General features: G+C 70.1%; 24 protein-coding genes. 9 read left to right on the top strand and 15 right to left on the bottom strand.

Going from position 1 to position 26439, the window contains the following annotated elements; translation table 11 throughout:
• The first annotated feature begins 53 nt into the window (after positions 1 to 53).
• The gene (locus tag E7T09_RS07540; protein WP_136388584.1) at positions 54 to 1742 is read left to right on the top strand and encodes an ATP-binding protein; all 1689 of its coding nucleotides are present in this window, start codon (positions 54 to 56) and stop codon (positions 1740 to 1742) included.
• 26 nt (positions 1743 to 1768) lie between these two features.
• Here E7T09_RS07540 and E7T09_RS07545 read toward each other — a convergent pair whose 3' ends face one another.
• The 8 genes from E7T09_RS07545 to E7T09_RS07580 all read right to left on the bottom strand — a co-directional run bounded on the left by E7T09_RS07545 (position 1769) and on the right by E7T09_RS07580 (position 8858).
• A complete protein-coding gene (locus E7T09_RS07545; protein ID WP_240741673.1) occupies positions 1769 to 3166 on the bottom strand; it encodes a cytochrome b N-terminal domain-containing protein in 1398 nt (465 codons plus the stop codon).
• On the bottom strand, positions 3163 to 3693 hold the full coding sequence (locus E7T09_RS22200) for a ubiquinol-cytochrome c reductase iron-sulfur subunit (RefSeq protein ID WP_168734751.1): 531 nt from the start codon (positions 3691 to 3693) through the stop codon (positions 3163 to 3165). The genes E7T09_RS07545 and E7T09_RS22200 overlap by 4 nt, the downstream gene beginning before the upstream one ends.
• Positions 3690 to 3920, bottom strand: coding sequence for a hypothetical protein (locus E7T09_RS07555; protein ID WP_136388586.1), 231 nt, complete (start codon positions 3918 to 3920; stop codon positions 3690 to 3692). The genes E7T09_RS22200 and E7T09_RS07555 overlap by 4 nt, the downstream gene beginning before the upstream one ends.
• On the bottom strand, positions 3917 to 4495 hold the full coding sequence (locus E7T09_RS07560; RefSeq protein ID WP_240741674.1) for a cytochrome c oxidase assembly protein: 579 nt from the start codon (positions 4493 to 4495) through the stop codon (positions 3917 to 3919). The genes E7T09_RS07555 and E7T09_RS07560 overlap by 4 nt, the downstream gene beginning before the upstream one ends.
• Positions 4492 to 5058, bottom strand: coding sequence for a cytochrome c oxidase subunit 3 (locus E7T09_RS07565; protein WP_240741675.1), 567 nt, complete (start codon positions 5056 to 5058; stop codon positions 4492 to 4494). Before E7T09_RS07565 ends, E7T09_RS07560 begins: the two co-directional genes overlap by 4 nt.
• Positions 5055 to 6734, bottom strand: coding sequence for a cbb3-type cytochrome c oxidase subunit I (locus tag E7T09_RS07570; protein ID WP_240741676.1), 1680 nt, complete (start codon positions 6732 to 6734; stop codon positions 5055 to 5057). Before E7T09_RS07570 ends, E7T09_RS07565 begins: the two co-directional genes overlap by 4 nt.
• On the bottom strand, positions 6731 to 7678 hold the full coding sequence (coxB, locus tag E7T09_RS07575; protein WP_136388587.1) for a cytochrome c oxidase subunit II: 948 nt from the start codon (positions 7676 to 7678) through the stop codon (positions 6731 to 6733). Before coxB ends, E7T09_RS07570 begins: the two co-directional genes overlap by 4 nt.
• A 109-nt stretch (positions 7679 to 7787) precedes the next feature.
• Positions 7788 to 8858, bottom strand: a complete 1071-nt coding sequence (locus E7T09_RS07580) for a phosphatidylglycerol lysyltransferase domain-containing protein (protein WP_136388588.1) — start codon at positions 8856 to 8858, stop codon at positions 7788 to 7790.
• A gap of 184 nt (positions 8859 to 9042) precedes the next feature.
• Between E7T09_RS07580 and E7T09_RS07585 the strand changes: the two genes are divergently transcribed.
• The 4 genes from E7T09_RS07585 (at position 9043) to E7T09_RS07600 (ending at position 13400) form a co-directional block, all read left to right on the top strand.
• Entirely contained in the window at positions 9043 to 9918 is an 876-nt protein-coding gene (locus E7T09_RS07585) for a phosphate/phosphite/phosphonate ABC transporter substrate-binding protein (RefSeq protein WP_136388589.1), read from the top strand.
• A gap of 150 nt (positions 9919 to 10068) precedes the next feature.
• Complete coding sequence (gene phnC / locus E7T09_RS07590; protein ID WP_136388590.1) at positions 10069 to 10818, top strand: phosphonate ABC transporter ATP-binding protein; 750 nt, start codon at positions 10069 to 10071, stop codon at positions 10816 to 10818.
• A complete protein-coding gene (gene phnE / locus E7T09_RS07595) occupies positions 10815 to 12458 on the top strand; it encodes a phosphonate ABC transporter, permease protein PhnE (protein WP_205746956.1) in 1644 nt (547 codons plus the stop codon). Before phnC ends, phnE begins: the two co-directional genes overlap by 4 nt.
• A gap of 195 nt (positions 12459 to 12653) precedes the next feature.
• Entirely contained in the window at positions 12654 to 13400 is a 747-nt protein-coding gene (locus E7T09_RS07600) for a PucR family transcriptional regulator (RefSeq protein ID WP_205746957.1), read from the top strand.
• Between the two features lie 27 nt (positions 13401 to 13427).
• Here the strand turns inward: E7T09_RS07600 and E7T09_RS07605 are convergent, their stop codons facing one another.
• Positions 13428 to 14243: a helix-turn-helix domain-containing protein gene (locus E7T09_RS07605; protein WP_240741677.1), complete on the bottom strand. Its 816-nt coding sequence runs from the start codon at positions 14241 to 14243 to the stop codon at positions 13428 to 13430.
• Between the two features lie 176 nt (positions 14244 to 14419).
• Here E7T09_RS07605 and E7T09_RS07610 point away from each other — a divergent pair, with 176 nt between their 5' ends.
• A complete protein-coding gene (locus E7T09_RS07610) occupies positions 14420 to 15406 on the top strand; it encodes an aldo/keto reductase (protein WP_136388592.1) in 987 nt (328 codons plus the stop codon).
• Positions 15407 to 15490: 84 nt separating this feature from the next.
• Entirely contained in the window at positions 15491 to 17038 is a 1548-nt protein-coding gene (locus tag E7T09_RS07615; RefSeq protein WP_168734752.1) for a diguanylate cyclase domain-containing protein, read from the top strand.
• 73 nt (positions 17039 to 17111) lie between these two features.
• Here E7T09_RS07615 and E7T09_RS07620 read toward each other — a convergent pair whose 3' ends face one another.
• From E7T09_RS07620 to E7T09_RS07645, 6 genes are all read right to left on the bottom strand, one after another.
• Positions 17112 to 18185 (bottom strand): NAD(P)-dependent alcohol dehydrogenase, encoded by a 1074-nt coding sequence (locus E7T09_RS07620; RefSeq protein WP_136388594.1) that lies wholly within the window; start codon positions 18183 to 18185, stop codon positions 17112 to 17114.
• A 40-nt stretch (positions 18186 to 18225) separates the two neighbouring features.
• Positions 18226 to 18993, bottom strand: a complete 768-nt coding sequence (locus E7T09_RS07625) for a glucose 1-dehydrogenase (RefSeq protein WP_136388595.1) — start codon at positions 18991 to 18993, stop codon at positions 18226 to 18228.
• Positions 18994 to 19015: 22 nt separating this feature from the next.
• Entirely contained in the window at positions 19016 to 20500 is a 1485-nt protein-coding gene (locus E7T09_RS07630) for a mannitol dehydrogenase family protein (RefSeq protein WP_136388596.1), read from the bottom strand.
• Between the two features lie 154 nt (positions 20501 to 20654).
• Positions 20655 to 21509, bottom strand: a complete 855-nt coding sequence (locus E7T09_RS07635; protein ID WP_136388597.1) for a carbohydrate ABC transporter permease — start codon at positions 21507 to 21509, stop codon at positions 20655 to 20657.
• A gap of 1 nt (position 21510) precedes the next feature.
• Positions 21511 to 22437 (bottom strand): carbohydrate ABC transporter permease, encoded by a 927-nt coding sequence (locus E7T09_RS07640; protein ID WP_136388598.1) that lies wholly within the window; start codon positions 22435 to 22437, stop codon positions 21511 to 21513.
• Positions 22438 to 22574: 137 nt separating this feature from the next.
• Positions 22575 to 23900 carry a sugar ABC transporter substrate-binding protein gene (locus E7T09_RS07645; protein WP_136388599.1) on the bottom strand — a complete coding sequence of 442 codons (1326 nt, stop codon included), beginning with the start codon at positions 23898 to 23900 and terminating at the stop codon, positions 22575 to 22577.
• A gap of 248 nt (positions 23901 to 24148) precedes the next feature.
• Here E7T09_RS07645 and E7T09_RS07650 point away from each other — a divergent pair, with 248 nt between their 5' ends.
• Positions 24149 to 25189, top strand: a complete 1041-nt coding sequence (locus tag E7T09_RS07650; RefSeq protein WP_136388600.1) for a LacI family DNA-binding transcriptional regulator — start codon at positions 24149 to 24151, stop codon at positions 25187 to 25189.
• A complete protein-coding gene (locus tag E7T09_RS07655; protein ID WP_136388601.1) occupies positions 25186 to 26430 on the top strand; it encodes an MFS transporter in 1245 nt (414 codons plus the stop codon). The genes E7T09_RS07650 and E7T09_RS07655 overlap by 4 nt, the downstream gene beginning before the upstream one ends.
• The last annotated feature ends 9 nt before the right edge of the window (positions 26431 to 26439 follow it).

Below are 26439 nucleotides of genomic sequence, written 5' to 3' on the forward strand. Positions count from 1 at the left end.
GACGCCACAGGACGTCCGGGGATGGTCCATCCACGGGCCCGTATCATGCCCGCATGACCGAGTTGCAGGATCCGGAGTTCAGGTTCCGGCTGGCCCTGCAGGCGGCGCGGCTGGGCATCTGGGAGTATGACCTGATGACCGGGATCGGGCGGCGATCCCCGGAACTGCGGGCGCTGCTCGGCCTGCACGACACGGAGCGGACGCTGGCCGAGATGCTCGGCGACGTGCATGAGGACGACCGGGACACGGTGGTGGCGGCCCTGACGGCCCTGGCGGACAGCGCGGCGACGGAGGGGCAGATCCACTTCCGGTTCCGCCATCCGGATGGCCGGCTGCTGTGGCTGGAGCAGCACGTCTTCGTGGAACACGACCCCGCTGGCCAGGCCCGGCACTTCTACAGTCTGGTCCGTGACGTGACCACGCAGCGGCAGACCGAGCAGGAGCTGCACGACCTCAACGCCACGCTGGAGGCACGGGTGGCCGACCGCACCCGCGAGCTGGAGGAGGAGCGGGCCGCGCTCGACGCGTTCGTGGCGTTCACGGAAGTGGCGGGAGCCCAGCCTGAACCGCACCTGCTCGCCCTCCATGCGGTCGACGCCCTGGAGCACACGCTGGCAGAGGTGAGCGTCCTGTATATGGAGCGCGACCGGGATCTGTGGAAGGTGCGGGCGCATTCGCCTTCCATGGACGCGGGCCTCCTGGCGCAGCTCGAATCCGGCGTGCCCGTCGAGCCGCCGGGGTCGGCGCGGGCCATGCCCGAGGGAGACGCGTTCTTCCTGCCGGACTGGCACGGCCCGGAGCGGGGCCTGCCGCTGGCCGCCGGGTACCGCGCGGCGGCCGTGTATCCCTGCGTGGTGGATGGACGCGCCGCCGGATTGCTGGTCATGGGCATCACCCGCGCGCCAAGCTGGACACCGCGCGAGCAGGCCGTGTTCCGTGCCGTGGGCCGCAGCCTGACGCTGGCGCTGGAGCGCGCCGCCGTGACCGCCACGCTGTGGCAGCAGAACGAGGCCCTCGAGGCCCGCACGCGGGCGCTGGGCGCCGCGAACGAGGAACTGGAGGCCTTCGCCTACTCGGTGTCGCACGACCTGCGGACGCCAGTGCGGCACGTGATGGGGTTCGTGGAGCTCACGCGCACGGCGCTGCGCCGGGAGCAGGTCGACAAGGCGCTGCGGTCGCTGGACATCGTGTCCGAGGCGGCGCAGCGCATGAACACCCTGATCGACGGCATGCTGGAGCTCTCCAGGGCAGGTCGGGACGGCTTCACGCCGCGCTGGGTGAACCTGGGCGGGCTGATCGATCAGGCCCGGCAGGACGTGGCCCGGGAGTTCCCGGACCGGCAGGTGCGCTGGACCGTGGACGCCGACCTCGACCTGTGGGCGGATCCAGCGCTGCTGCAGCAGGTCATGACGAACCTCATCAGCAACGCGGTGAAGTACTCCAGCGGGCAGGCCAGCAGCGACCTGACGGTGCGCGCCTTGCCTTCCGAGACCGGGTGGACGGTCACGGTACAGGACAACGGCGTGGGCTTCGACGAGCGCTATGCGCACAAGCTGTTCGCGGTGTTCCAGCGGCTCCACACGCCCCGGGAGTTTCCGGGAACCGGTGTGGGACTGGCCACGGTGCGCCGGATCGTGCTCAAGCATGGCGGCACGGTGTTCGCCCACAGTCCGGGTCAGGCCGGGGCCGTGTTCGGCTTCACGCTGCCGAGGCCAGTTGCCGATGACGCCGAGTCCGGCTGACCGCCCGCATAGGGGCTGTGCTGGGATCACTGGCGGCTGTGGAGGAACGCGACGAGATCCGTGAGCTGCTGGGTGCTGAGCACCCCGGCGTAGGCGGGCATGCCTCTGCCCCCGTTCTGGATGCGCAGGGTCAATTGATCCGCATTCAGGCGGGCGCCGACCGTGCTCAGCTCCGGCCCCCGCTGCCCGCCGAGCCCCCCGATCCGGTGGCAGGCCTCGCAGGACTCGGTGTGCCACAGGGCCGCGCCGCGCCACACGGCCGGGTCGCGGCTGTGCACGGTGGCGGCCGGGAGGGCGGGGGCGTCCAGCGCGGGCAACCACGGTTCGCGCAGTCCGACAGCGGTCAGGGAGGCGATCACCGCCACGCACACGCCCACGATGCCCAGCGCCCACGGTCGCCGGGACGGCGCGCGTTCCCCGGCGGGCCGCAGCAGCGGCAGCGCCAGCAGGGCCAAGATGCCCAGTGTGGGCGCGGCGATCAGCATGACGTTGGTGATCCCGTAGGGCCACAGCGCGAGCACCGTGAAGTACCACAGCAGGTACCAGTCGGGTTTCGGATCGACCGCCACCACCGACGGATCGGGAGGGCCGCTCAGGAGGGGCGGGCCCAGCCGCCAGGCCAGGACGCTCACCAGCAGGATCATCAGGCTGCCGAAGACCGCGTCCCGCCACGCGGCGTCCGGCCAGAAGGGCACGCCGTCGCGCTGCACGAGCGCCCGGTAGTCACGCTTGTACGTTCGGACGTCGACTGGACGCCCGGGGACTGGCGGTTCGCTGATGCCGTTGCGGAGCACCAGGCCCACGTGCAGGGCCACCAGACCCAGCAGACCGGCGGGCAGCCACAACGCGTGCAGGGCGTACAGGTGCGGCAGGGTGTCCACGCCGGGCGTGTCGCCGCCCAGCAGGAACCGTGCCAGCCACGGCCCGATCACGGGGGCGCGGGCCGCCTGCTCCGCGCCGACCACCAGGCTCCAGTAACCGTTGCCGTCCCAGCGGATGACCTGCCCCGTGAAGGCCATGGCCAGGGTGAGCAGCAGCAGCACGACGCCCGACAGCCACTGCACCTCCCGTGGGTATTTGTACGCGGCCATCAGGTACACGCGGATCATGTGGATTCCGGCCATCACGACCATCAGTGAAGCCCCGAAATAATGCAGGGCGCGCACGAAGGCCGTGACGCTGCCCGGGGCGCTCAGCCGCTGCACGCTCTCGTACCCGGCCGCCGGAGAGGGAGTGTAGACCATGGCGAGCGTGATGCCCGTGACGACCTGGAGGACGAGGGCAAACAGCGTGGCGCTGCCGAACACGTACGCCCAGCGGCTGCGGCGCGGCACCCGGTGATCCATGAGGGCGGTCACGGCACGGACAAGACCGGTCCGCTCCTCCAGCCAGCCGAGCAGGCCGCCGCGCTGACCGGAGCTCACCGGGGCCGTCCCAGCAGATCCGGCAGGGGCAGGGCCTGGGCGCGCACCTGCACGCGGCCCGCCTGCTCGCGGACACCCAGACGCACCAGGGGCGCGCGGGGCGGCCCGGCCAGGTTCACGCCGCGCGCGTCGTACACGCCGCCGTGGCAGGGGCACAGGTACAGGCGACTGCCCGGCTGGTACCGCACCGGGCAGCCCAGGTGCAGGCAATTGTTCTGAAGCGCCAGCCAGCCGCCGTCCTCGCGCGTGACCCACGCGGTGTCCCGGCGCAGGTCTCCCGTCGTGAGCTGGGCATGCGGAGTCGTACCGGGCCGGTCGAAGATCACCAGCCGGGCCACGCCTGGGGTGAAGTCACCGGGAACGCCCACATCCCGCCACGCCGCGCCGCGCCGCAGCCACGCGGGCTGCAGCACCGCCGCGCCGACGGGCACGCCCACGGCCAGCGCCGCCAGGCCGCCCGTCCCGAGGCCCACGAGCGTCAACACGCGGCGGCGCCGGGGGTCGGCCGATCCGGCGTCCCCGCTCACCGGCTCTCCCGCAGCGCGGCCAGGGCCCACATCACGCCGCCGGCGAGGGCCCACAGACTCCCCACGGCCAGCACCCACGCGCCCTGCTGGACGAGGACGCCCACGGCCAGGACGGCCAGGCCACTCGCGAGGAGCAGGGGGGCCGGGGTGGGAGCCACCTCGCGCATCTCAGGTGGTGGAGTCAGCACCGTCGGGGTGGGCTCAGGAGTCGGGTCAGGCTGCGTCATGCGCGGTCTCCGTTCAGGAAGGCGAGGAGGAGGGCCAGCGTGGCCGCCATGGGAACGAGGCCGCCCACGACCCACATCAGCACGCCGCCGAGGGCGACGTCCGCGTCCGTGGTGTGGTAGACGGCGCCGCGCGTGAAGGTCACCAGGGCGCCCGTGAGCGCACACGCGGCCATCTGGGCCCCCAGCAGGCCGGCCGCCCGCAGAGGGGATCGGGTGCGGGCCGACTGCCACAGGCCTATGCCGGAGAGCAGGAACAGCGCACCGGCCAGGACGGTGCCGCCGGGAACCGTCATGAGTCGCCCATGGACGGTGGGCAGGTGCAGCAGCACGGTCACGGTGTTGAGGGTCACGAAGGCCGGCAGGGGAGCGACCGGCCTCTGAACCCTCCGCGCCAGGACGAGCAGGGGCGCGGCCGCGAAGCTGAGCAGCAGGTGCGCGCCCATCCACGCGCTGAAGGGATAGCCGGGCCAGGGCCGCACGAGGAGCGCGACCGCGCCGAGGAGGGCGAGCAGGGCCCCGGTGGAGGGTAGCGGCCGGACCGCAGGACGCCCCTCCCAGCGTCCCACCGCGCTCACGGGCCGCCCCACACGTACAGCGCGGCGTACAGCACGACCCACACGGCGTCCACGAAATGCCAGTAGAGGGTAGCGGCCTCGCGGAAACCGGCGCGGCGTTCGGTCAGGCGGCCCCGCGCGGCGAGGGTGGCCAGCGCGGTCAGCAGCGGCAGACCCAGGAACACGTGCAGGCCGTGCAGGGCGGTCAGGGTGTAGAAGCCCGTGAAGAACAGGTCGCTGGTGACCGTGTGGCCCTGGGCGAGGAGGTGCCGGTACTCCAGGCCCTGACCGAGCAGGAAGGCCGCGCCGAGCAGGGCACCCAGGCCGTATAGCGCCGCGCTCGCCCAGGCCCTCCGGACTCGCGGGGCGAGGACCAGCGCGGCGCTCGATGCCCACAGCGCCGCACTCCACGGCAGCATGGCCGCGGCCGAGAGGGCCCCGGCGCCCGGCCCGTGCCCCTGGCGGCGCAGGAACGCGTGCGCGACCAGCAGCAGCAGGAAGATCACGGCGTCGGTGACCAGGAACACCGCCATGCCCCAGTAGGCGTCGGGGCGGCGGGCGGAAGGGGCCGCGGCGGCGCTCACTGGTGATGCTCCCGTTCCTCGGGGCGGATGTGGCCGTGCGTCTGGTCGTGGCGGCGGGGCCGGTCGGCATCAGTGTCCTCGGGATGCGCGAGGTCCCACAGCGGGCGGCGCGAGCGGATGGGGGGCAGGTCCGTGAAGTTGCCGGGGGGCGGCGGGCTGGCGCACCACCACTCCAGCGTCCAGGCGTTCCAGGGGTTGGCCCCGGCGACCTCGCCCACCCGCAGGCTGCGCAGGATGTTCCACAGGATCATGGTCATCCCGACCCCGAGCAGGCCCGCGCTGAGGGTCGAGAGGACGTTCAGCAGGCCCCAGCCGGGCAGGTCCGGGTAGGTGTACACCCGCCGGGGCATGCCCATCAGGCCCAGCGCGTGTTGCACGAGGAAGACGCCGTTGAAGCCCAGCGTGACCAGCCAGAACGACCACATGCCCAGCGACCGGGTCAGGTGGCGGCCCGTGACCTTGGGGAAGTAGTAGTGGAGACCTGAGAGCAGCGCGAAGATGGTGCCGCCCATCAGGACGTAGTGCATGTGCGCCACTACGTAATACGAGTCCGTGACCTGCCAGTCGATGGGCAGCACGGCGAAGCTCACGCCGGTCACGCCGCCGAAAGTGAACTGCACGATGAATGCCAGCGCGTACAGCATCGGCAGTTCGAAGCGGATGCTGCCCTTCCACAGGGTCGCGACCCAGTTGGCGACCTTCACGCCGGTCGGAATGGCGATCAGCATGGTGCTCGCCGCGAAGGCGAGGTTCACGGGGCGGCCCAGGCCGACCACGAACATGTGGTGCGCGTACACCGCGAAGGACAGCAGCGCGATGGCGACCGAGGAACCCGCCACGAACTCGTAGCCGAAGATCGGTTTGCGCGAGAACACCGGGATGACCTCGCTGATGATCCCCCACGCGGGCAGGATCATGATGTACACCTCCGGGTGCCCGAACAGCCAGAAGTAATGCTGCCACAGCAGCGCGCTCCCGCCGTGGCTGAAGAAATGCCCGCCCAGCCGCCGGTCCACTTCCAGCATCAGCAGCGCGGCCGACAGGCACGGCAGCGCGAAGGTGATGATGAAGGCGTTCACGAAGGCCATCCACGCGAACATCGGCATCTGCCACAGACCCATGCCCGGCGCGCGGTAGCGGATCGCCGTGACGATCACGTTGATGGCCGTGAGGGTCGTCCCGAAGCCCGCGAACAGCAGGGCCGCGATCCAGAAGTCCGTGCCCTCGCCCATCGCGTACGGTTTCTCGCTCAGGGGCGCGTAGCTAAACCACCCGGCGTCGGCCGGACCGACCAGCACACTTGCGTATAGCAGCAGGCCGCCCATGACGGTCAGCCACAAACCAAAGGCGTTCAGGCGCGGGAAGGCCATGTCCCGCGCGCCGATCTGCAGGGGCACCAGGTAATTCGAGAAGCCCAGCAGCATGGGCATGACCACGAAGAAGATCATGGTGGTGCCGTGCAGCGTGAACACCTCGTTGTAGGTCTGCGCGGTGATCAGCGTGGCATTCGGCCGGGCGAGCTGCGCGCGCATGGCGAGCGCCTCCAGGCCGCCCAGCAGCATGAACACCATGCCCGTGAGCACGTACAGGATCCCGATGGCCTTGTGGTCGGTGCTCGCCAGCCAGCGGGCGACCCGCCCCGACTCGGGCGGCGAGGTCGGCAGGATGAGGCTCACTTCAGCCCGCCCAGGTAGGCGCCCAGGTGGCCGAGATCGGCGTCGGTCAGGGGATACGTGGGCATGCGCGTGCCGGGCTTGACTGCCTGCGGGGCGCGCAGCCACGTGCGCAGGTTCGCGGGCGTGTTCGTCAGGACGCCCCCCGCGATGATCTGCCGGGAGGCGAAGTGGGTCAGGTCTGGCCCCGGCCCGCCGCGCGCACCCACGCCGCGCAGGGCGTGGCAGGTGCCACAGCCCTCGCGCGCGAACAGGGCGGCCCCCGCCTGGGCGGCCGCCACGGACGGCGGCGCGGCCGATCGGGCCTGGGCCGCCAGCCACGCGCCGAAGGCCTCCGGAGCGTCCGCCACGACGTCCAGGCGCATCCAGGCATGTTGCGCGCCGCAGAATTCCGCGCACGTTCCGCCGTAGCGGCCCGGCCGATCCGCCTCCAGCCACAGCCAGTTGGACTGGCCGGGCACGGCGTCCATCTTGCGGCCCAGGCGCGGCAGCCACAGGTCATGAATGACGTCGGCACTGCGCAGCTCGACCAGTAGGCGCTGACCGGCGGGAATGTGGACCTCGTTTGCTACCCGCACGGCCCCCCGGCCGCCGGCCGCCGGGTACGCCGCCTCCCAGTACCACTGGTGGCCGGTCACGATCACGTCGGGAGTGCGCCCGGCGGGGGGGGCCGGGTCGACCCGGTTCATCGTCCACCACGCCAGGGCAAACAGACCGGCGAGGAGTGCGGCGGCACCGACCATCCAGAGGACTTCCTCGCGGGCGTTGCCGAAAATCTGCGGCGGCTCGCCCCGCGCGCCCCGGTGTCGGTAGCGCCACGCGTAATACGCGGTGAAGGTCGCCACGGCCACGAAGACCGCGCCGCCCAGCGCGAACACGATCCACATCAGCCGGGTCAGTGGCCATGCCAGGCTGGACGCCGGATCGAGCGTGGGCACTGCGTTCACAGGGGGTTCACAGGGGCCGCAGCGGGAGCGGACGGGACAGCGTGGTCAAGGCACTCCTCCTGGCAGGGTCGGGGTTACCGGGCCAGGATAGCGGCGCGGCCCGGCGGCGTCATGGTCGCGTGGCCGGCTGGAGCCGGGCGGCGGCCGGGGTGCCGGGGCGGCGGCTCCGGGCAGGCCGATCGCCCCAGAGCTGTTCCATCAGGGGCCGCACGCCGTCAGGCAGGGCGAGCCGCAGAACCGCCCACGCGGCCAGCGGCAGCGCCGACCGGGACGGCAGGATCATCCATTCGTCCTCGACGTGATCCGCGCCGAACTGCGCCTTGAAGTGCTGGAGCCCATCGACGTGGTACCAGCGGCTCACCAGGGGTTTCAGGAAGCGCAGGTGCAGGTCGCCGGACGTGCCCGTCAAGGGGACTCCGCCCAGCGTGACGCTGCGCACGCCCTCGGCCCCCAGGGTGCGGATGGCGTGCGCCACAACGCTGGCTGCCGTGCCGCGCGGACTGCGCTCGTCCCGCACGACGTCCTCCAGGTACCAGCCGGCCCGGCCGGGGAGTGGCGAGGCTGACAGGAAGGCCAGCAGGGTGCCGTCCGGGCCGCTGGCGATGAAGGTTCGCTTGAGGAGCGCGTGCTGGGAGGGATCGAGCCGGAAAATCCACTCCAGCCCCGCGCCCGCCCGGCGGCCCGCCAGCCAGCGCCGGGCCAGCCGTTCCAGCGCCCGCTGCAGGCCGGGGCCGGCCTCCACGACCTCGCGTACGTGGAGGCCCTGGCGGGCCGCGTGGTTCAGGTCGTTGCGCAGGCGGGCGAAGCGGTTTCCGCGCGGAGCCCAGCGGTGGGCGTCCACATACGCGGTGGCACCCAGGTGCAGGCACGGCAGGCCCAGCTGACGCGCGGCCTCCCCCACGTCCGGGCCGACGGGCGACAGGATCGCGGTGCGCCGGGCGCGGCGGGCCGCATCCAGAAACGCCGTGAGCAGGCCGGGCACGGCGTCCGGAGGCGCCAGGGGTTCCCCGGCCATCCAGACCGGGCCGACCGCGAGATACGGCACGCCGCCCGCGAAGGCCGGGTGTTCAAACAGGTGCGTCCGGCGGTCGATGGCGACCAGCGAGGACGGATTGCGGGCATGTCGGGCGTGGTACCGCAGCGCGCGCTGGACGGCCGGCAGGTGGGACGGCGAGGTCATGTTGGCCCACCATAGGTGGGCGGGCTGTGCAGGACATGAAAGCCCATCAGGCCGAACCACCCGGTGGATAGGAACCGCTGTGGAGCGGCTCAGCGGGGGCTTCGGTTCGGCGGGCAACTGACCCGGCGTGGACGTTGCGGCGGGCCTTTCACCCCTGACACGCGCGTACTATAGTCACGCTCATATGAAAAGACGCGCTCTCCTGACGGCCCTCGGCCTTGGTCTGCTTTCCGCCGCGTACGCCGCGCCCATCACCGTGCGGGTCGGCTTCAACCCCACCCAGAATTCGGACCAGATCAACGCGGCCGCCAAGGCCATCGCCAGCTACCTGGAGGAGAAGTTCGGCGGCACCATCGCCGTCGAGCCCTTCGTGCCCACCGATTACCGCGGGCTGATCGAGGCCATGCGGGCGGGCAAGCTGGACTTCGCGTTCTACCCCCCGGACGGCTACGTGCTCGCCCACCGGGACGCCGGCGCGCAGGTGCTGCTCAAGTCAGTACGCAACGGCTCGCCCGTGTACTGGGCGGCGATCGTGGTGCGCAAGGACAGCGGTATCAAGAACGTGGCCGGGCTGGAAGGCAAGAGCATCGCGTGGATCGACCCGAACAGCGCGTCGGGCTACACCTTCCCGCGCGCGGGCCTGATGGCGCAGGGCATCAACCCGGACAAGTTCTTCAGCAAGCAGGTCTACGCCGGCAAGCACGACGCGGCCGTCCTGGCCGTGCTGAACAAGTCCGTGGACGCGACCGCGACCTTCGCGAACGATGACAAGAACGTCAGCGGCTCCTGGACGCAGTTCCTGAAGCCCGAGCAGGCCGCGCAACTCACGGCCATCTACTACACCAAGCCCATTCCCGGCGACACCTTCGCCGTCGCGCCGCAGTTCCAGAAGAAGTACCCGGCGCTCACGGCCGGCATCGCGGCGGCCATGCGGCAGATCAAGGATCCGCAGAGCAAGCTGCTGATGAACCTGTACACCATCAACTACATGGTGAACGCCAAGGACAGCGATTACGACGTGGTCCGCGAGACCCGCAAGGCCATGGGGCTCGACAAGTAATCCTGTCCCTGTCCGGTGCCGCCGCATGCGTGGCGGCGCCGTTCGTTCTGGGTCGCGATCCTCGACCGGGGCGGATCGCAGACCGTTCTGCCGGCATCCGGCGACGCACCACCGCCCCACCCGGGCGCCGCCTCAGGAGTACCTCCGCGCATGATTGAAGTCCGTTCGCTCACCAAGACCTTTGCAGATGGCACCCGCGCCCTTGACGACGTCAGCGTGAGTATTCCCGACGGGGATTTCGTGGCGGTCGTGGGGCTGTCCGGCGCGGGCAAGTCCACCTTCCTGCGCTGCCTGAATCGCCTGGTGGAACCGACCAGCGGCTCGATCCTGGTCAATGGCCAGGACGTCGCGCCGCTGCAGGGCCGGCAGCTGCAGGCCTACCGGCGCACAGTCGGGTTCATCTTCCAGCAGTTCAACCTGGTGACCCGCCTGACGGTGCTGGAGAACGTGCTGCACGGCCGCCTGGGCTACCACTCCACGCTCAGCGGGCTGCTCGGCCTGTACCGCGAGGAGGATTACGCGCGGGCCCGTGACGCCATCCGGGTGGTCGGCCTGACCGGCCGCGAGGACACGCGGGTCAGTTCCCTGTCGGGCGGCCAGCAGCAGCGTGTGGCCATTGCCCGCGCCATCGCGCAGAACCCCCAGCTGCTGCTGGCGGATGAGCCCATGGCAAGCCTCGATCCGCGGCTCTCGGATGTCATTCTGGGCCTGCTGCGCGGGTACAACGAACAGCAGGGAGTCAGCGTGATGATCAACATTCACGTGCTGGAGCACGCCCGGCGGTACTGCAAGCACTTCCTGGCCTTCAACCGGGGGCAGCTGGTCGCGCAGGGGCCGATCGAGAACCTCACGCCGGAACTGGAAACCCTGATCTACCAGGGCGACCTGGGGACGCTGTGACCCTGTTCGTGATCGCCGGCATTCTGGGCGCCGTGATCGCCGTATTGAGCGGCCTGGCGGGCGGCAGCATGCGCCGCCTGGGGCTGGCGGGCGCCCTCACGTCGCTGCTGGTGGCGGGGACGCTGCCGCTCACGCCCGGTGTGGGCCTGCGCGCCACCGACACCGTCTCCCCCACCGTGCTGGGGCTGCTGCCGGTGGCGCCGTGGCTGCTGCTGAGCCTGCTGGCCCTGGTCGCCAGCGTCTGGACAGCCCGGCGCGGCGGGCGGGTCGCGGCGCTGGGCAGCGTGATCGCGGGCGCGGTGCTGCTGCTGTCGCTGATCGTGTGGACCCGCCAGCCGTCACAGCTGGCCCACGTCCAGCCGCTGCCGGGCGTCATGGAGGTCGTGGCGGGCCTGCTGCTGCTGGCGCTGGTGCAGGTGTTCACCTGGACCGGCCCACAGCGGCGCACGGGGCTGCTGGTCGGGTTCGCGCTGGGCGTGGCGCTCACGGGGTATCTGCTCTCCCCGGATGGCCGCACCAAATTCCCCAGCACGCCCGGCTACTACCGCGTCATGCGCCCGGTGCCGGCCGACGAGACGACCCGGCTGATCAGCGGCTACAACGCCGATCTGGCGAACCTCAATGCCATCCGCAAGAGCATCGATCTGCCGCCCCTGCCGCCCATCAAGGCCGTGTCGGAACTCGGCGCACAGGGCCTGCCGCAGGCCATTGCCGATCAGGGCTACCGGCTGCTGCAACCCGCCCGGCCCGCCTACGGGGAGCCCGTGTTGTTCCTCACGGCGGCGCTCCTGCTCGTCTCGGGCCTGCTGCACCTCCGGCGACCGCAGCTGCAACAGGCCAGCGACTGGCTGACCGGCAGCGTGATCGCCGTGCTGGTCACGCTGCTCGTGCCGTCGTTCGCGGCCACGAACTTCAACCTCTCGCAACTGGTGCGCGGCGCTCCGTTCCTGCGGGATTTCCTGAGCCGCTCCTGGCCGCCGAATCTGGCGCAGGTGAACCCGCAGAACCCCAGCGCGAACATCTACCCCCTGCAGGAAGTCATGAGTCAGATGGCGCTCACGGTCGAGATCGCGCTGGTCGGCACCTTCATCGCGACCCTGTTCGCCCTGCCCCTGTCGTTCCTGGCGGCCCGCAACCTGACCGCCCGGCACGTGCTGATGCGCGCGTCGTACGTTGTCGTGCGCACCTTTTTCAACGTGGATCGGGGCATCGACACGCTGATCCTGGCGCTGGTGTTCGTCGCGGCCGTGGGCCTGGGGCCCTTTGCCGGCGTCTTGGCCATGGCGATCCACTCGGTGGCGGATCTGGGCAAGCTGTACTCCGAGGCGATCGAGAACGCGGAGCGCGGCCCCATCGAGGCGCTGGAATCGGTGGGCGCCACCGGCACGAACGTGCTGCGCTGGGGCATCCTGCCGCAGGTGCTGCCGCTGTTCACGAGCTACACGCTGTACCGCTTCGAGATCAACTTCCGGGTGTCCATCGTGCTGGGCTTCGTCGGGGCCGGCGGGATCGGCTTTTTCATCCAGGGGGCCATGGCGTCGGGCCACTACGACCAGATGATCATCGGGGTGATCGCCATCATCGTGATCGTGAACCTGATCGACTTCCTGTCCAGCGAACTGCGCCGCCGCCTCGTCTGACAGCGGCGTTCCGTTCCGCTGACGGGTCAAATGCACGTCCGCCAACTCCATTCCAGGCGCGGTCTATCGCGCTCACCCGCTCTCCCGGGAAGCTCCTCGAGTCCGCTCGCCCCAGCTCCGGTGAAGGTCTTGACCTTCACCGGAGCTGGCTGCCGCTGTGAGCGCCGGGCCGCAGCCGGCCGGTAGCATGGGCGGATGACGGGCCTGCCGCTGCCCACCGTGCACGACCTGCTGGCCCTGCCTGCCTTCGCCGGGGCTCAGGTGCTGGGCGGGGAGGGCGGGCTGCGCCGCACGGTCACCTGGGTGCACGTGTCCGAGCTGCTGGACGCGGCGCGGTTTCTCTCGGGCGGAGAACTGCTGCTCAGCACCGGACTGGAACTCTCCCGCACCAGCCCCGAGGCCGGGGCAGCCTACCTGCGGTCGCTGGCGGACGGGGGCGCGCACGGGCTGGCCCTGGAACTGGTGGGGCCGCTGCGCGAGGTGCCGCCCGCCCTGCTGGCCGAGGCCCGGCACCTGGACTTCCCGCTCCTGGCCTTCCGGCATGAGGTGCGCTTCGCCGACCTGACCCGCGCGGCCCACGCCCGGATCCTGGCGCGCGGCGTCCCCGACGTGACCAGCGGCCTGGACAGCGTGGCCCTGGCCCTGCGGGAGACGGGCCGCGCCGAGGTGTTCCGGGACGCGCAGCTGGGGCCGCTGCTGGCCTTGCCCGCCCGCCCCCAGAGCACGCTGCTGGGCACGCTCGACGCCCTGATCGCCGGGCAGTTCAACATCGCGCAGGTGGCCCGCACGCTGGGCGTCCGACGACAGACGGTGTACTACCGCCTGGAGCAGCTCCGGGCGCTGCTGGGCAACCTCGACGATCCGCGCCGGCAGCTGGCCCTGCGGCTGGCGCTGGACTTGTCGCCAGAAGCACCGATGGCGCCCGGCACCGAGAGCAGCTGAACACGCTGCCGGTGGCCAGCTGCCGGCTTACAGGGACTGAACCTCCCGCCGGACCGGGTGGCCCGCCCGGAGCAGGGCGAAGTCCGCGAAGGCGCCCGGGGTGAGCTGCGCCAGCGCGCGGAATTCCCGCGTCAGGTGGGCCTGATCGGCGAAGTTCAGGTCGTAGGCGAGGAGCGCCAGGGGCTGCTGAGGATCGCGTTGCAGTCGGTGGGACACTTCCTGAAAGCGGATCAGGCGGGCCAGGGTCTTGGCGTTCACGCCGACCTCCTGCGCGAACAGCCGTTCGAGCTGCCGGGAACTGACGTTCAGGGTCTCGGCCAGGGTGGCCACCCGGATCACGCCGTGCGACGCGTACAGTTGCCCGGCCGCCTGAATGCCCTTGCCGGGCTCACGGGCCCGCTCGATCCACAGCAGCAGCAGCCAGTGCTCGAGCAGCGCCTGCGCGCCGTCCCAGTCGTTTTCGCGCAGCAGGGCCCCGATGTCGCGGGTGGGCCACGGATAACGGGCCAGCAGGTCGAGGTCCGGTGAGCCCAGCGACCAGCCGAACAGCTGCCGGGCGGCCCAGGGGTACAGGTCGACGCCCATCGCACGTTGCAGGCCGGGCGAGACCATGCGCTGCGGCGCGAGGCTCAGGCCCGAGAGGGTCGCCTCGGGCAGGCGGGTGAGGGCCGCCCTGTCCAGTGTGCCGTGCCACGACGCGCCCGTCTGGAAGGTCAGGTTCACGGTGCCCTCGGGCAGCAGGCGGTGCTCCTGGGTGTCCGGGGTGTGTTCCTCCTGCACGCGCCAGAACGCGCGGGCCAGCGTGCTCAGACGCGGATCAGGGGGAAGCTCCCGGTACAGCATGCTCCAACTGTGCCAGATTCCGGCCCTGGACGGCATCGGTCACCTCGACCAGCAGGCATGTCGCATTTCTTCTAGACGCGGGCTTCCCCGCCCCCCGGACGGCGACGGCTTCAGGCCCGGTAAACGGGTCAACCCCGCGCCGTCCGCTAGGATCCAGGTCGTCACAGGAGGCGCAGATGCAGTACCGAAGGCTCGGCAAGACTGGTTACGACGTGTCCACCATCTCGTTCGGGGCGTGGGCCATCGGCGGCACGTGGGGGCAGGTGGACGACGTCCAGAGCATGGCCGCGCTCCACCGCGCGCTGGATCTGGGCATCACGTTCTTCGACACGGCCGACGTGTACGGCGACGGGCACAGCGAGCGGCTGATCGCCCGCCTGCGCCGCGAGCGCCCGGAAGAGCCCTTCACGGTGGCCACCAAAGCCGGTCGGCGGCTCGATCCGCACGAGGCCGCCGGGTACACCGAGAAGAATCTGCGCGGGTTCATCGAGCGCAGCCTGAGCAATCTGGAGATGGACGCGCTCGATCTGGTTCAGCTGCACTGCCCGCCCACCGTGCTGTACCGCCAGCCGGAGGTCTTCGGGATCCTGGACGGGTTCGTACAGGAGGGCCTGATCCGGCACTATGGCGTGAGCGTGGAACTCGTGGACGAGGCGCTGGAAGCGATCAAACACCCCGGCGTGGCCAGCGTGCAGATCATCTTCAACGCCTTCCGGCTGAAGCCCGCCGACGCCTTTTTCGCGGCGGCTCGGGCGGCGGATGTCGGCATCCTGGCGCGCGTACCGCTCGCGAGCGGCCTGCTGACCGGCAAACTGCGCGCCGACACGCCCTTCGAAGCGGACGACCACCGCGCGTTCAACCGTCACGGGGAAGCCTTCGACAAGGGCGAGACCTTCAGCGGCGTCGACTACACCACGGGGCTGGAGGCGGTCGACCGCCTGCGGCCCCTGGTGCCGGACGGCGTGAGCCTCGCCCAGTTCGCACTGCGCTGGATCCTGATGTTCCCCGAGGTCACCTGCGCGATTCCCGGCGCGCGCACTCCCCAGCAGGTCGAATCGAACGCGGCCGCCGCGGAGCTTCCCCCACTGACCGGCGACCAGATGCAGGGCGTGCAGGCCGTGTACGACGACCTGATCCGCGCGCAGGTGCACGGGCACTGGTGACGGGAACTGCGGTCCGGTGGGACGTTCATGGCCCTCACCTCATCTGTAAGGACGGTGTGGTTCCCGCCTGCTACGGTAGTCCGCATGGGGTATCAATCGGCATCGGAGTATGAGTTTCAGCGGCTGCTGGCCCTCACCCGTTATGAAATTCTGGATACCGCGCCGGAGACCCGCTTCGATCAACTGACCGCCCTGGTGGCCGACGCCCTCGAGGTGCCGATCGCCCTGATCAATTTTGTGGACGAGTTCCGGCAGTGGGGAAAATCCTGCATGGGCCTGGAGAGTTCCGAGGCCGCCCGCGAGGACTCCTTCTGTGCGCACACCATCGGACTGGCCGCGATCGGGCAGCGGAGCGGGCTGATCGTACCCGACGCCCGCCAGGATGAGCGGTTCGCCGACAATCCGATGGTGACTGGCGCGCCAGACATCGTCCTGTACGCGGGGGTGCCGCTCACCACTCCAGACGGCTACCACATCGGCACCCTGTGCGTCACGGACCGAGTCGTCCGGGCCTTTGGCGACCGCGAGATGCGGCTGATGCATGGTTTTGCCGCGCTGGTGATGGAAACGCTGGAAGCGCGGCGCCGGGAGCGCCAGCTGACCCTCGATACGCAGTCCAGCGCGGCCCAGGTACGTGAGCTGAGGCGGGTCGCCGCCGATGCCGAGACGCTCGCGGCGGTCACGGCGCTGTTCGACAGTGGCCTCGATTCCGTGGAGGCGACCCGCGCCACGGCCGAACTGCTGGGCACCGCGGCAGACGTGGACTGGTGCGGGCTGTTCCGGACGGACGACCATGGCCTCGACCTGCTGGCCAGCTGGGAACGCGCGCCGCAGGGAAGCGGCCCGATCACCGATGCGAACACCATCCTGGGCGGTGTGGCGGGTTTCGCGGCGCGGGCCCAGCTCAGCTCCTTCGTGGACGATTACAGCGCCCATCCGCGCGCCCTGCCGGGCCTCCTCGACCTGGGCGTGAAGGCCGTGGCCGCCCTGGCCCTCGGCGAGATCGACGGCACCCGCTACCTGCTCGCCAGCGCACGGATGCACGAGGTGAGGCCCTGGCGCGGCAGTGACCGGATCCTGCTGGAAGCGGCGGCCCGCATCGTCCGTGGAGCCCTGGAACGGCACGCGCGCCTGCAGGCCGCGCAGGCGGCCGCGCAGCTCGACGCCCTGACCGGTCTGCCCAACCGCCGCGCGCTGGACGAGGCGCTGCGCGTGGAGGACGAGGAAGGACACGGCGTCAAGGTCGCGCTGGTCGACCTCGACGGCATGAAGGCGGTCAACGACGGCGAGGGCCATGACCGGGGTGACACCCTGCTCCAGGTGTTCGCCCGCGCCCTGCGGGCCCAGTTCAGATCATCCGACGGCGTGTACCGGCTGGGCGGAGATGAGTTCGCCGTCCTGCTGCGCGGCCCCGGCGACGGCCTGGATGACGACGAGGTGCTGGAACGGGTCGATCAGGCGGTGGTGGCGACCCGCGCCGCCAGTTTCTCGAGCATCGGCGCGAGCACCGGCATCGCCCACTCGTCGGGCCAGTCCATGCTCGAGACGGTGGCCGAGGCCGACCGCCGGATGTACCAGCACAAGCGGCGCAAAGCGAGCCTGCGCCGCCCTGGCCTGACCGCCAGCCGCTAGGTGGCCGCACCACCGGGCGGGCCAGGCCACCGGTCAGGGCAAGCCTGGCGCTGAGCCATGACGCCAGGTGCCCTCAGCTGACGTCGATCATGACCTTCATGCTGGTCTTCTTTTCCCGGTCGGCGAACTCAAAGGCGGCCGGCGTCTGGTCGAAGGCGTAGCGGTGCGTGACGAGGGCGTCCAGGTTCACCGCGCCGCTGGCGACGAGTTCCACGGCGGCCGGATAGCAGTTCGCGTAGCGGAACACGCCGCGCAGCGTGACCTCTCGGCTGGCGGCACTGACGATGTCCAGACTGACCTCCGGATCGGCGGGCAGCCCCACCAGAACGGCCACGCCGCCGGGTTTGGGCGCCGCCAGGGTCAGGCGCGTGGTCGGCAGGCTCCCGGCGGTCTCAAAGGCCACGTCCACCCCGCCGTGCGAGAGCGGCAGGCCGTCGCGCTCAGCACACAGCTCGCGGATGTAGGCCAGGGCGTCGCCGCTGCGGGCATTGAAGGTATGGGTGGCACCCACCTGCCGCGCCAGATCGAGCCGGAAGTCCTCCAGGTCGACGGCGATGATGGTCGTCGCGCCGGCGGCCTTCGCGGCCATGACGGTGGTGCAGCCGATCGGGCCGGCCCCCAGCACCGCGACCGAGTGGCCGGGTCGGACGTCTCCCTTGCGGGCCGCCCAGATGCCCACGGCGAGCGGCTCGAGGAGCGCGGCGGCGTCGTCGGACACCGTGTCGGGGACGGGGAACACGAAATCGTCGGGCCACACCACGTACTCGCTAAGGGCGCCGTCGACCGGGGGCGTGGCCATGAAGGTCATGTCCGGGCAGAGGTTGTACGCGCCGGTCTTGCAGTACGTGCAGCGGCGGCAGGGTACGCCGGGTTCCAGGGCCACGCGGTCGCCGGGTTTCACGCGGGTCACGCCCTCACCGACAGCGTCCACCACGCCGCTCACCTCATGACCGAGCACCAGCGGCCCCTCCACAATGAATTTTCCGATGCGGCCATGCGTGAAGTAGTGGACGTCGCTGCCGCACACGCCGATGCGGGCGACCTGGACGCGTACCTCGTGAGGGCCGGGGGTGGCGACCTCGCGCTGTTCCCAGCCGAGGGTGCGGTGGCCGGTCAGGACGGACGTCTTGGATGAGATCGTGGTCATGGTGCAGTCTCCATCAGAGGGCGTGGCGGGCAGTTGCGCCTCACCAGCAGACATACCCGCCGTCCACGACCAGCGAGTGTCCGGTCACGAAACTGGAGGCGTCGCTGGCGAGGTACAGCACGGCGGGAGCGATTTCGAAAGGTTCGGCCAGGCGGCCCATGGGCGTTTCGCCCAGCCACGTGGCCCGCCACTCGGGCGTGTCCAGGCCGCGCCGGGTCATGGGCGTGGCCGTGTAGCCGGGCGAGACGCAGTTCACGCGCACACCGCGCGCTCCCCACTCGCCGGCCAGGGAACGAGTGAGGTGAATGACGCCCGCCTTGCTGACGTTGTACGCCACCTGGGGTTGCGGGTGGTTGCTGATCAGGCCGGACATGCTGGCGGTGGACACGATGCTGCCGCGGCCCCGCGCGAGCATGCTGCGCCCAAATTCCCGGCAGCACCAGAACACGCCGTCCAGATTGACCTTCATCACGGCTGTCCAGTCGTCGTCCTCGGTATCCTCGGCAGGAAGATTGCGGACGATCCCAGCGTTGTTGACGAGGATCTCGACATCGGGGAGTTTCGCGGCGAGGGCCGCGACGGCGGCCGCATCCGTCACGTCCAGCACCTCGAAGGTGCCGCCCAGCGCCTGCGCGGCCGGTTCGCCCACCTCGGCATTCAGGTCCGCGAGGGTGACCCGCGCGCCGGCCTGGGCCAGTCCCTTCGCGATCTCGTACCCGATGCCCTGGGCGCCGCCAGTCACGACAGCGTGGCGGCCGTACAGCTTGAACAGGTCGAGGATGGGCCGGGGTTCGGGGGCTGGAGTCATGGTCATCCTTTTCGTCGGCCGATCAGGCAGAGGGCGTCGGCGGCGTCGCGGCCTTGCGGAGCGCCTGCATCGCCCCGACCGGGCCGTTCGCCTTCAGGCTGGCCGCCGCCGAGATGTACGCCGCGCGGAACCGCTCGTCCTGGGCGAGGTCGCCAAAGACTTCCGGCTGCTCAAGGAACACGCCGGGCGTCTGCTGATCCTGCCGGGCCAGATCGGTCAGAGCGGTCGCGCGTGGATCGACCAGATCCGGGCGATCCGGGCTGGCGATGTACGCACTCCAGGAGGCGACGACCAGCGCCGACCGGTCGATCCCGCCGCCGGTGGCAAGCTGCTCGCGCACCACAGGCAGCAGGAATTTCGGGATGCGCTCGGAGCCATCCACGATCAGGCGGGCCAGCGTGTCGCGGATGGCCGGGCTGGCGAACCGTTCGATCAGCTCATGCTGGTAGGCGCCGAGGTCGATGCCCGGCACGGGGCGCAGGGTCGGCGTGGCCTCCAGCGCCATGTAGTCCAGCAGGTACGCCACGAAGTCCGGATGCTGGCAGACCTCATGGGCATACGTGTACCCGGCCAGCAGGCCCAGGTAGGCCATGGCCTGGTGCGAGGCGTTCAGCAGCCGGAGCTTCATCAGTTCGTAGGGCTCGACGTCATCCACGACCTGCACACCCACCGTCTCCAGCGCCGGGCGCCCCAGCGTGAACTGGTCTTCGAGCACCCACTGCGTGAAGGTCTCGGCCACGACCGGCCAGGCGTCCTCGACGCCGAACTCGGCGCCGACCTCAGCGCGCACCTGATCCGTGGTGGCGGGCGTGATGCGGTCGACCATCGAGTTCGGGAACGCGACCTTCGCCGCGATCCACTCGCCCAGACCGGGGTCCTTCAGGCGCGCGAAGGCCGTCAGGACGCGCTGGGTGACGTGGCCGTTGCCCTGGATGTTGTCGCAGGACATCACCGTGAAGGGTGCCAGCCCCCGGTCGCGGCGGCGGCGCAGCCCCTCGGTCAGGAGGCCGAACACGCTTTTTGGCACGGCGCCGGGCTGCAGATCCGCCTGAACGTCCCCGCTGGGATCGAATTCGCCGGTCACGTTGTTCAGGCTGTAGCCGCCCTCGGTGACGGTGAGCGACACGATCCGCGTGTCCGGGTGCGCGAGCGTCTCGATCACGGCCTCGGGATCGTCCGGCGCGAACAGGAAGGTGTGGATCGCGCCGATCACGCGGGCCTCGGCGTGGCCGTCCGGGGATTTGGTGAGCAGGGTGTAGAGGTGATCCTGCTCGTGCAGGACATCCCGCATGCGGGCGTCGTGCGGCAGGACGCCCACGCCGCAGATGCCCCACTCGTGACCGGCGCCGGTGTTGAGCAGGCGGTCGAGATACATGGCCTCATGCGAGCGGTGGAAGCCGCCGACACCGAAGTGGACGATGCCGGTGCGGAGGGTCTGGGGGTCGTAGTGCGGCACCTCCACGTGGGGGAGGGGGCCGGCCAGGGCCGCCGAGTTGAGCTTGACCATGCTGGGCACTCCAGGGGTGTCACGTGCTGGCCTGGCTGGGTGGCCTGCACGGACGGATGAGAGGACGGAGGTGGGTCAGGTGGGTCGTGCGGAGCGAAATATCTTGGGTGGGAGGGGCGCCGACCGAACCTGACCGGTGGCAGGCGCCCACACCCTACTTCACGGCGCCGAAGCTGAGGCCGCGGACGAGCTGGCGCTGGGCGAGCCAGCCGAAGATCAGCACCGGGAGGACCGTCAGGGTCGCGGCGGCGCTCATCTTCGCCCAGAACAGCCCCTCGCTGGTCTTGAACTGCCCGATGAACACCGAGAGCGGCGCGGCCTCCGAGTTCGTCAGGTTCAGGGCGAAGAACACCTCGTTCCACGCGAAGATCAGGCACAGCAGCGCCGTGGCGGCCACGCCGGGCATCGAGAGCGGCAGGGCGATCCCGAAGAATTCCTGCGCCACGCTCGCCCCGTCCACTTTGGCGGCCTCGTAGATGGCGTAGGGAATCTCGGTCATGTACGAGTGCATCATCCACACGACCAGCGGCAGGTTCATGGTGGTGTACATCAGGATCAGGCCGGGCAGGGTGTCGATCAGGTGCAGGTTGCGGAACAGCAGGAAGATCGGCACGATCACGCCGACCGCCGGCATGAACTTGGTGCTGAGCATCCAGGTCAGGACGCCTTGCGCGCGCGCCGTGGGGTAGACAGCCAGCGCGAAGGCAGCCGGGAGGCCCAGGATGAAGGCGAGCAGCGTGCTGCCGATGGCCGCGACCAGGCTGTTGCGCAGCGCGTGGAAGTAGGTGGGCAGGGCGTTCTGGAAGTTCTCCAGGACGGGCGTGAAGGCGAACACGGGCGGCACCTGGAAGGCCTGCGCCTCAGTCTTGAAGGCCGCCATGATCATCCACACCAGCGGAAACAGGAAGGCGATGGCGATGAGGTACGTGACGACGGTCAGGACGGCGTTGCGGACGCGGTAGCGGTCGCTGACTGTGCCGGTGCGGGTCGGGCTGGGTACGGCGGTCATGTCATCCCCCCTGGCTGCTGCGGGTGCGGCTGATCAGGCGCAGCAGGTACACGGCGAGCACGTTGGTGAGGATCACGGTCAGCACCCCGGCGGCGCTGGCCAGGCCGATGTTGTACTCGGCGAAGGCCTTCTGGTAGATGAAGTACGGCAGGTTCGTGGTGGCGATGCCTGGCCCGCCGGAGGTCGAGCCGTAGATCTCGCCGTATACCTGCAAGAGAGCGATGGTTTCCATCAGCACGACCACCTGGATGGCCTGCATCCAGTGCGGCAGGACGATGTGCTGGAATTCCTGGATGGGGCTCGCGCCGTCCAGCCGGGCGGCTTCGAGCTGGTCGTCCGGGAGGCTCTGGAGGCCGGTCAGCAGGATCAGCATGGCAAAGGGCGTCCATTCCCAGGTGATCATGGCGATCACGCTGGCCATCGGGTACTGCGCGAGCCAGTCGACAGGGTGGCCGCCGACCAGCGTCACGATCCACGAGAAGAAGCCGAAGACCGGGTTGAGCAGCATGTTCTTCCACACGACCGCAGTCACGATCGGCATGACCAGGAACGAGCTGATCAGCAGGGTGCGCAGCAGCGTCCGTCCGGGGAAGTCGCGGTTGAGCAGCATGGCGAGGGCCCCGCCGATGAGCAGCGTCAGGATCAGGGTGCCGCCGGCCAGCACGATGGTGTTCCACAGGATGTGCAGGTTCTGCGGATCGGTCAGCAGGTTGCGGTAGTTCTCCAGTCCGATGAAGGGCCGGCTGCCGGGGATTACCAGGTTGTAGCGGAAGAACGAGTAGTAGATGGTCATGAAGAACGGCACCTGGGTGGTGCAGATCAGGTAGATCATCGCGGGCCAGATCAGGGCGGCGGGGGTCAGACGCAGGCCGCGTTTGGGGGCCGGGGACAGTCCGGTCACGGTGGTCGGGGTGGCGACGGCGGTCATGGGTTCACCTCCTGCTGAGGGGTGGCGGGACTGGGGGCGGCCAGGGCGGGGCGGCGGGCAGTGGTGCGGCGGGAATGGAGCCGGGCGGGAAGGGGGCACGAGCGCTCCCCTCCTCCCGCCCGGTCAGGCCACTGGACTTACTTCTGGTAGCCGCCGTCCTTGGCGGTCTTCTCGGCGGCGGCCTGCGCCTGCGTGAGGGCCTGGTCGACGGTGGTCTGCCCGCTGATGGCCCCGGCCAGGAACTGACCGACCTGGGTGCCGAGCGCCTGGAACTCGGGAATCGCGACGTACTGGATACCGGTGTAGGGCACGGGATCCTTGGTGGCGTGGTTCACGTCGGCGGCGTTGATGCTGCTCAGCACCAGTGCGCTGAAGGCGCCGGCGGCCTTCTTGTAGTTGGCGTTGTTGTAGGTGCTGGTGCGGGTGCCGGGGGGAACCGAGGCCCAGGTGCCCTTCTCCTTGGCGACCAGGGCAATGTATTCCTGGCTGGTGGCCCAGGTGATGAACTTGAAGGCGGCGTCTTCCTGCTTGCTGCTCTTGGGAATGGCGAGGTTCCAGCTCCAGTACCAGTTGTTGCCGCGCGGCGTGGTGCCGACCGGGGCCTTGGCGAAGCCCACCGACTTGGTGATCTTGCTGCTGGCCGGATCGCTCAGGAAGCCGGCGGCGACGGTCGCGTCGACCCACATGCCGCACTTGCCCTGGCTCATCAGGGTGAGGTTCTCGGTAAAGCCGTTGGACGTGGCGCCGGGAGGGCCGTACTTCTTGATGGTGTCGACGTAGAAGGTCATGGCGTTCTTCCACGCAGGGGAGTCAAGCTGGGCCTTCCAGCTCGGATCGAACCAGCGGCCGCCGAAGGTGTTGACGACGGTGGAGAAGACCGCCATGTTCTCACCCCAGCCGGGCAGGCCGCGCAGGCAGATGCCGTACACGCCCTTGGAGGGGTTGTGGATCTTGGCGGCGAAGCCCTGAATCTGCTGCCACGTGGGCTGGGTGGGCATGGTCAGCCCGGCGGCCTTGAAGAGATCCTTGTTGTAGAAGGTCATGGAGCTCTCGGCGTAGAAGGGCACTGCGTACAGGTTGCCGTTCTGGGTGAGCGCGCCGCGCACGCCGGGCAGGATGTCGTTGACGTTGTAGGCCTTGGCGATGTCGGCGTTCTTGGCGAACAGGGGGGTCAGCGGATCGAGCCAGCCGTTCTTCGCCCAGATCGGCACTTCGTAGGCGCCGACGGTGGCGACGTCGAAGGAGCCCGCGCCGCTGGCGACGTCCAGGGTGATCTTCTGACGCAGTTCGTTCTCGGGGAGCGTCACCCACTTGACCGTGATGTCTGGGTACTTCTTGTTGAACTCGGGGGTGAGCTTCTGCATGGTCACCATGTCCGGGTTGTTCACGGTGGCGATGGTGATGGTGCTGGCCGCTTGGGCGGTGGCGGTCAGGGCAAGGCTAAGCAGCAGGGCACGCTTCATGGGTTCCTCCGGGGGCCGCCGTGGGGCGGCGCGAGAACGGCGCGGTTCGGTCGCATCGGGAACTCGGGTGCCCCGTCGCGGGTCCGGTGGCCGCTCCACCGAACACCTGAGTTGAATGGTCTCGTGGCCATTAGTGAACCATACTTGTGGGCCCGTGTCTAGTGGTCCGCAAAATACTCTGTACCTGGTGCAATGGGCTCGTGACCATTTTCACCAAATCTGCGTGCCGTCTTGACCTACACTGACGTATGCCCACCATCCAGGACGTCGCGCGACTGGCGGGCGTCTCTCCCACCACCGCCAAACGCGCCCTGCGCGATCCCGACAAACTCACCCCGGACACCCTGCTCCGCGTGCAGCAGGCCATTGAGCAGCTGCACTACGAGCCGGATCAGCGGGCCGGCAGTCTGCGCGGCGGCCAGAGCAGCACCATCGGCCTGATCCTCGGGTCGATCCTGGAGCCGTTCTTCGCGCAGTTCGCCCGCAGCGCCGCGCACGTCCTGGCCGAGGCCGGCTACACCGTCATCATCTCCGAGAACGAGTACTCGGCCCAGCGCGAACTCGAGGAACTGCGGCGCTTGTACGGTCAGCGGGTGGCCGGGATCATGCTGCGTCCCGGCTACGGTCCGCACAGCCGCGACTACCTCGCCCGACTCGCCGCGCGGGACGTCGCGGTCGTCGAATACGACTACACGCACCCGCACTCGCCCTACCCCAGCGTGGTTCTCGACAACCGTGGGGCCATGCGCCAGGCCGTGCAGTACCTGCACGGCCTCGGGCACCGAGACATCGCCGCCCTCGGTACCTATCACCCCGTCATCCACCCGGAAGAGCGCAGCCGCACCTTCCCCGAGGCCATGAACGAGCTGGGCCTGACCGTGCCCACCGAATACCAGCGCGTCACGCTGCTCACGGAAGACACCGCATACACCCTGACCCATGAGCTACTCTCGTTGCCCCGCCCCCCCAGCGCCCTGATCGCCCTGACCGGCACCCAGGCGGTGGGCGCGTACCGCGCCATCCAGGAGCGGGGCCTGCGGATTCCGCACGACCTGAGCCTGATCACCTTCGACAATTACCCGTGGACCGCGCTGGTCGATCCGCCCATCACGGTGCTCGAACAGCCGGCCGAGGCGATGGCCACCGCCACCGCCCAGCGGCTGCTTGAGCGGCTCGACACCGAACCGCGAGCGCCCGCGACCCACGAGGTCTTTCCCGCTCGCCTGATCGTGCGGGGCAGCTGCGCCGTGCCCGCCACCCCCGCCAGTCCCCTGCTGAGGCGGGCGTGACCCGCCCGGAAGCCGCGCGCCCCTACTACGGCTGGGTGATCGTCGGGATCACGGTGCTGGCGCTGCTGATTGCCGCCGGGGCCCGCAGCGCGCCCGGCGTGTTCCTGCTGCCCATGCAGGACAGCCTGGGCCTGAGCCGGGCCACGCTGTCGTTCTCGGCCAGCCTGGGGCTGCTGGTCTTCGGACTGGCCGCGCCCCTGTCGGGCCGCCTGATGGACGTGTTCGGCCCCAGGCGCGTGGCCACCGCCGGCCTGCTGCTGGTCGCGTTGAGCTTCGGCCTGAGCACCCTGGCGCACTCGGCGCTGGCGCTGCACCTGACCTGGGGGCTGCTCAGCGGTCTGGGCACTGGACTGGTCGGGAGCGTGCTGGGCGCGACCGTCGCCACCCGCTGGTTCGTCAGGAAGCGCGGGCTGGTGGTCGGCATGTTCGGCGCGGCCACCAGCGCCGGGCAACTGCTGTTCATCCCGCTGCTCACCGGCTGGGCCGGTCGACTGGGATGGAGCGGAGCGACCCTGGTGATCGCGGGCGTGGCCCTGCTGCTGGCCCCGGTCGTGTGGAGCCTGCTGCGCGACCGGCCTGAACAGCTCGGCCTGCAACCGGACGGCGACCGGCACGCGCTGCCCATGCCGGCTCCCACGCCCGACCCCGGCGTGATGCGCCGCGCCCTGAAAAGCCGGGACTTCTGGCTGCTGTCCACCACCTTCTTCGTGTGCGGGTTCACGTCCAACGGCATCATCGGCACCCACTTCATCGCGTACTGCGGCGACCTGGGCCTCACAGCGGGCTTCGCCGCCGGCATGCTCGCGCTGATGGGCGCGTTCAACTTCATGGGCACGCTGGCGAGCGGGTACTTCACGGACCGGGTCGATCCGCGCTTCCTGCTCGCGCTGTACTACGTGTTCCGGGGGGTAAGCCTCGCGATCCTGCCGCTGGTGCCGCCGGGGCTGGCGCTCACCGCCTTCGCGGTGCTCTTCGGGCTGGATTACATTGCGACCGTGCCGCCCACCACCGCCCTGACCGCCGACACCTTCGGCCGGGCGAACGTAGGCACCGTGTACGGCTGGATCTTCTGCGCCCATCAGGTCGGCGCGGCGCTGGCGTCGTGGCTGGGTGGGGCCGTGCGCGATTCGGCCGGCAGTTACGGCCCGGCCTTCATCGCGGCGGCGGTGCTTGCGGTCGCCGCGGGCGTGCTCGCGCTGGGCGTGACCTCGCCGGCGCGGCGGGCGGTTCGTCCCGCGTAGGGACGCTAG

The organism is Deinococcus sp. KSM4-11 (genome assembly GCF_004801415.1).
Classification (GTDB): domain Bacteria; phylum Deinococcota; class Deinococci; order Deinococcales; family Deinococcaceae; genus Deinococcus.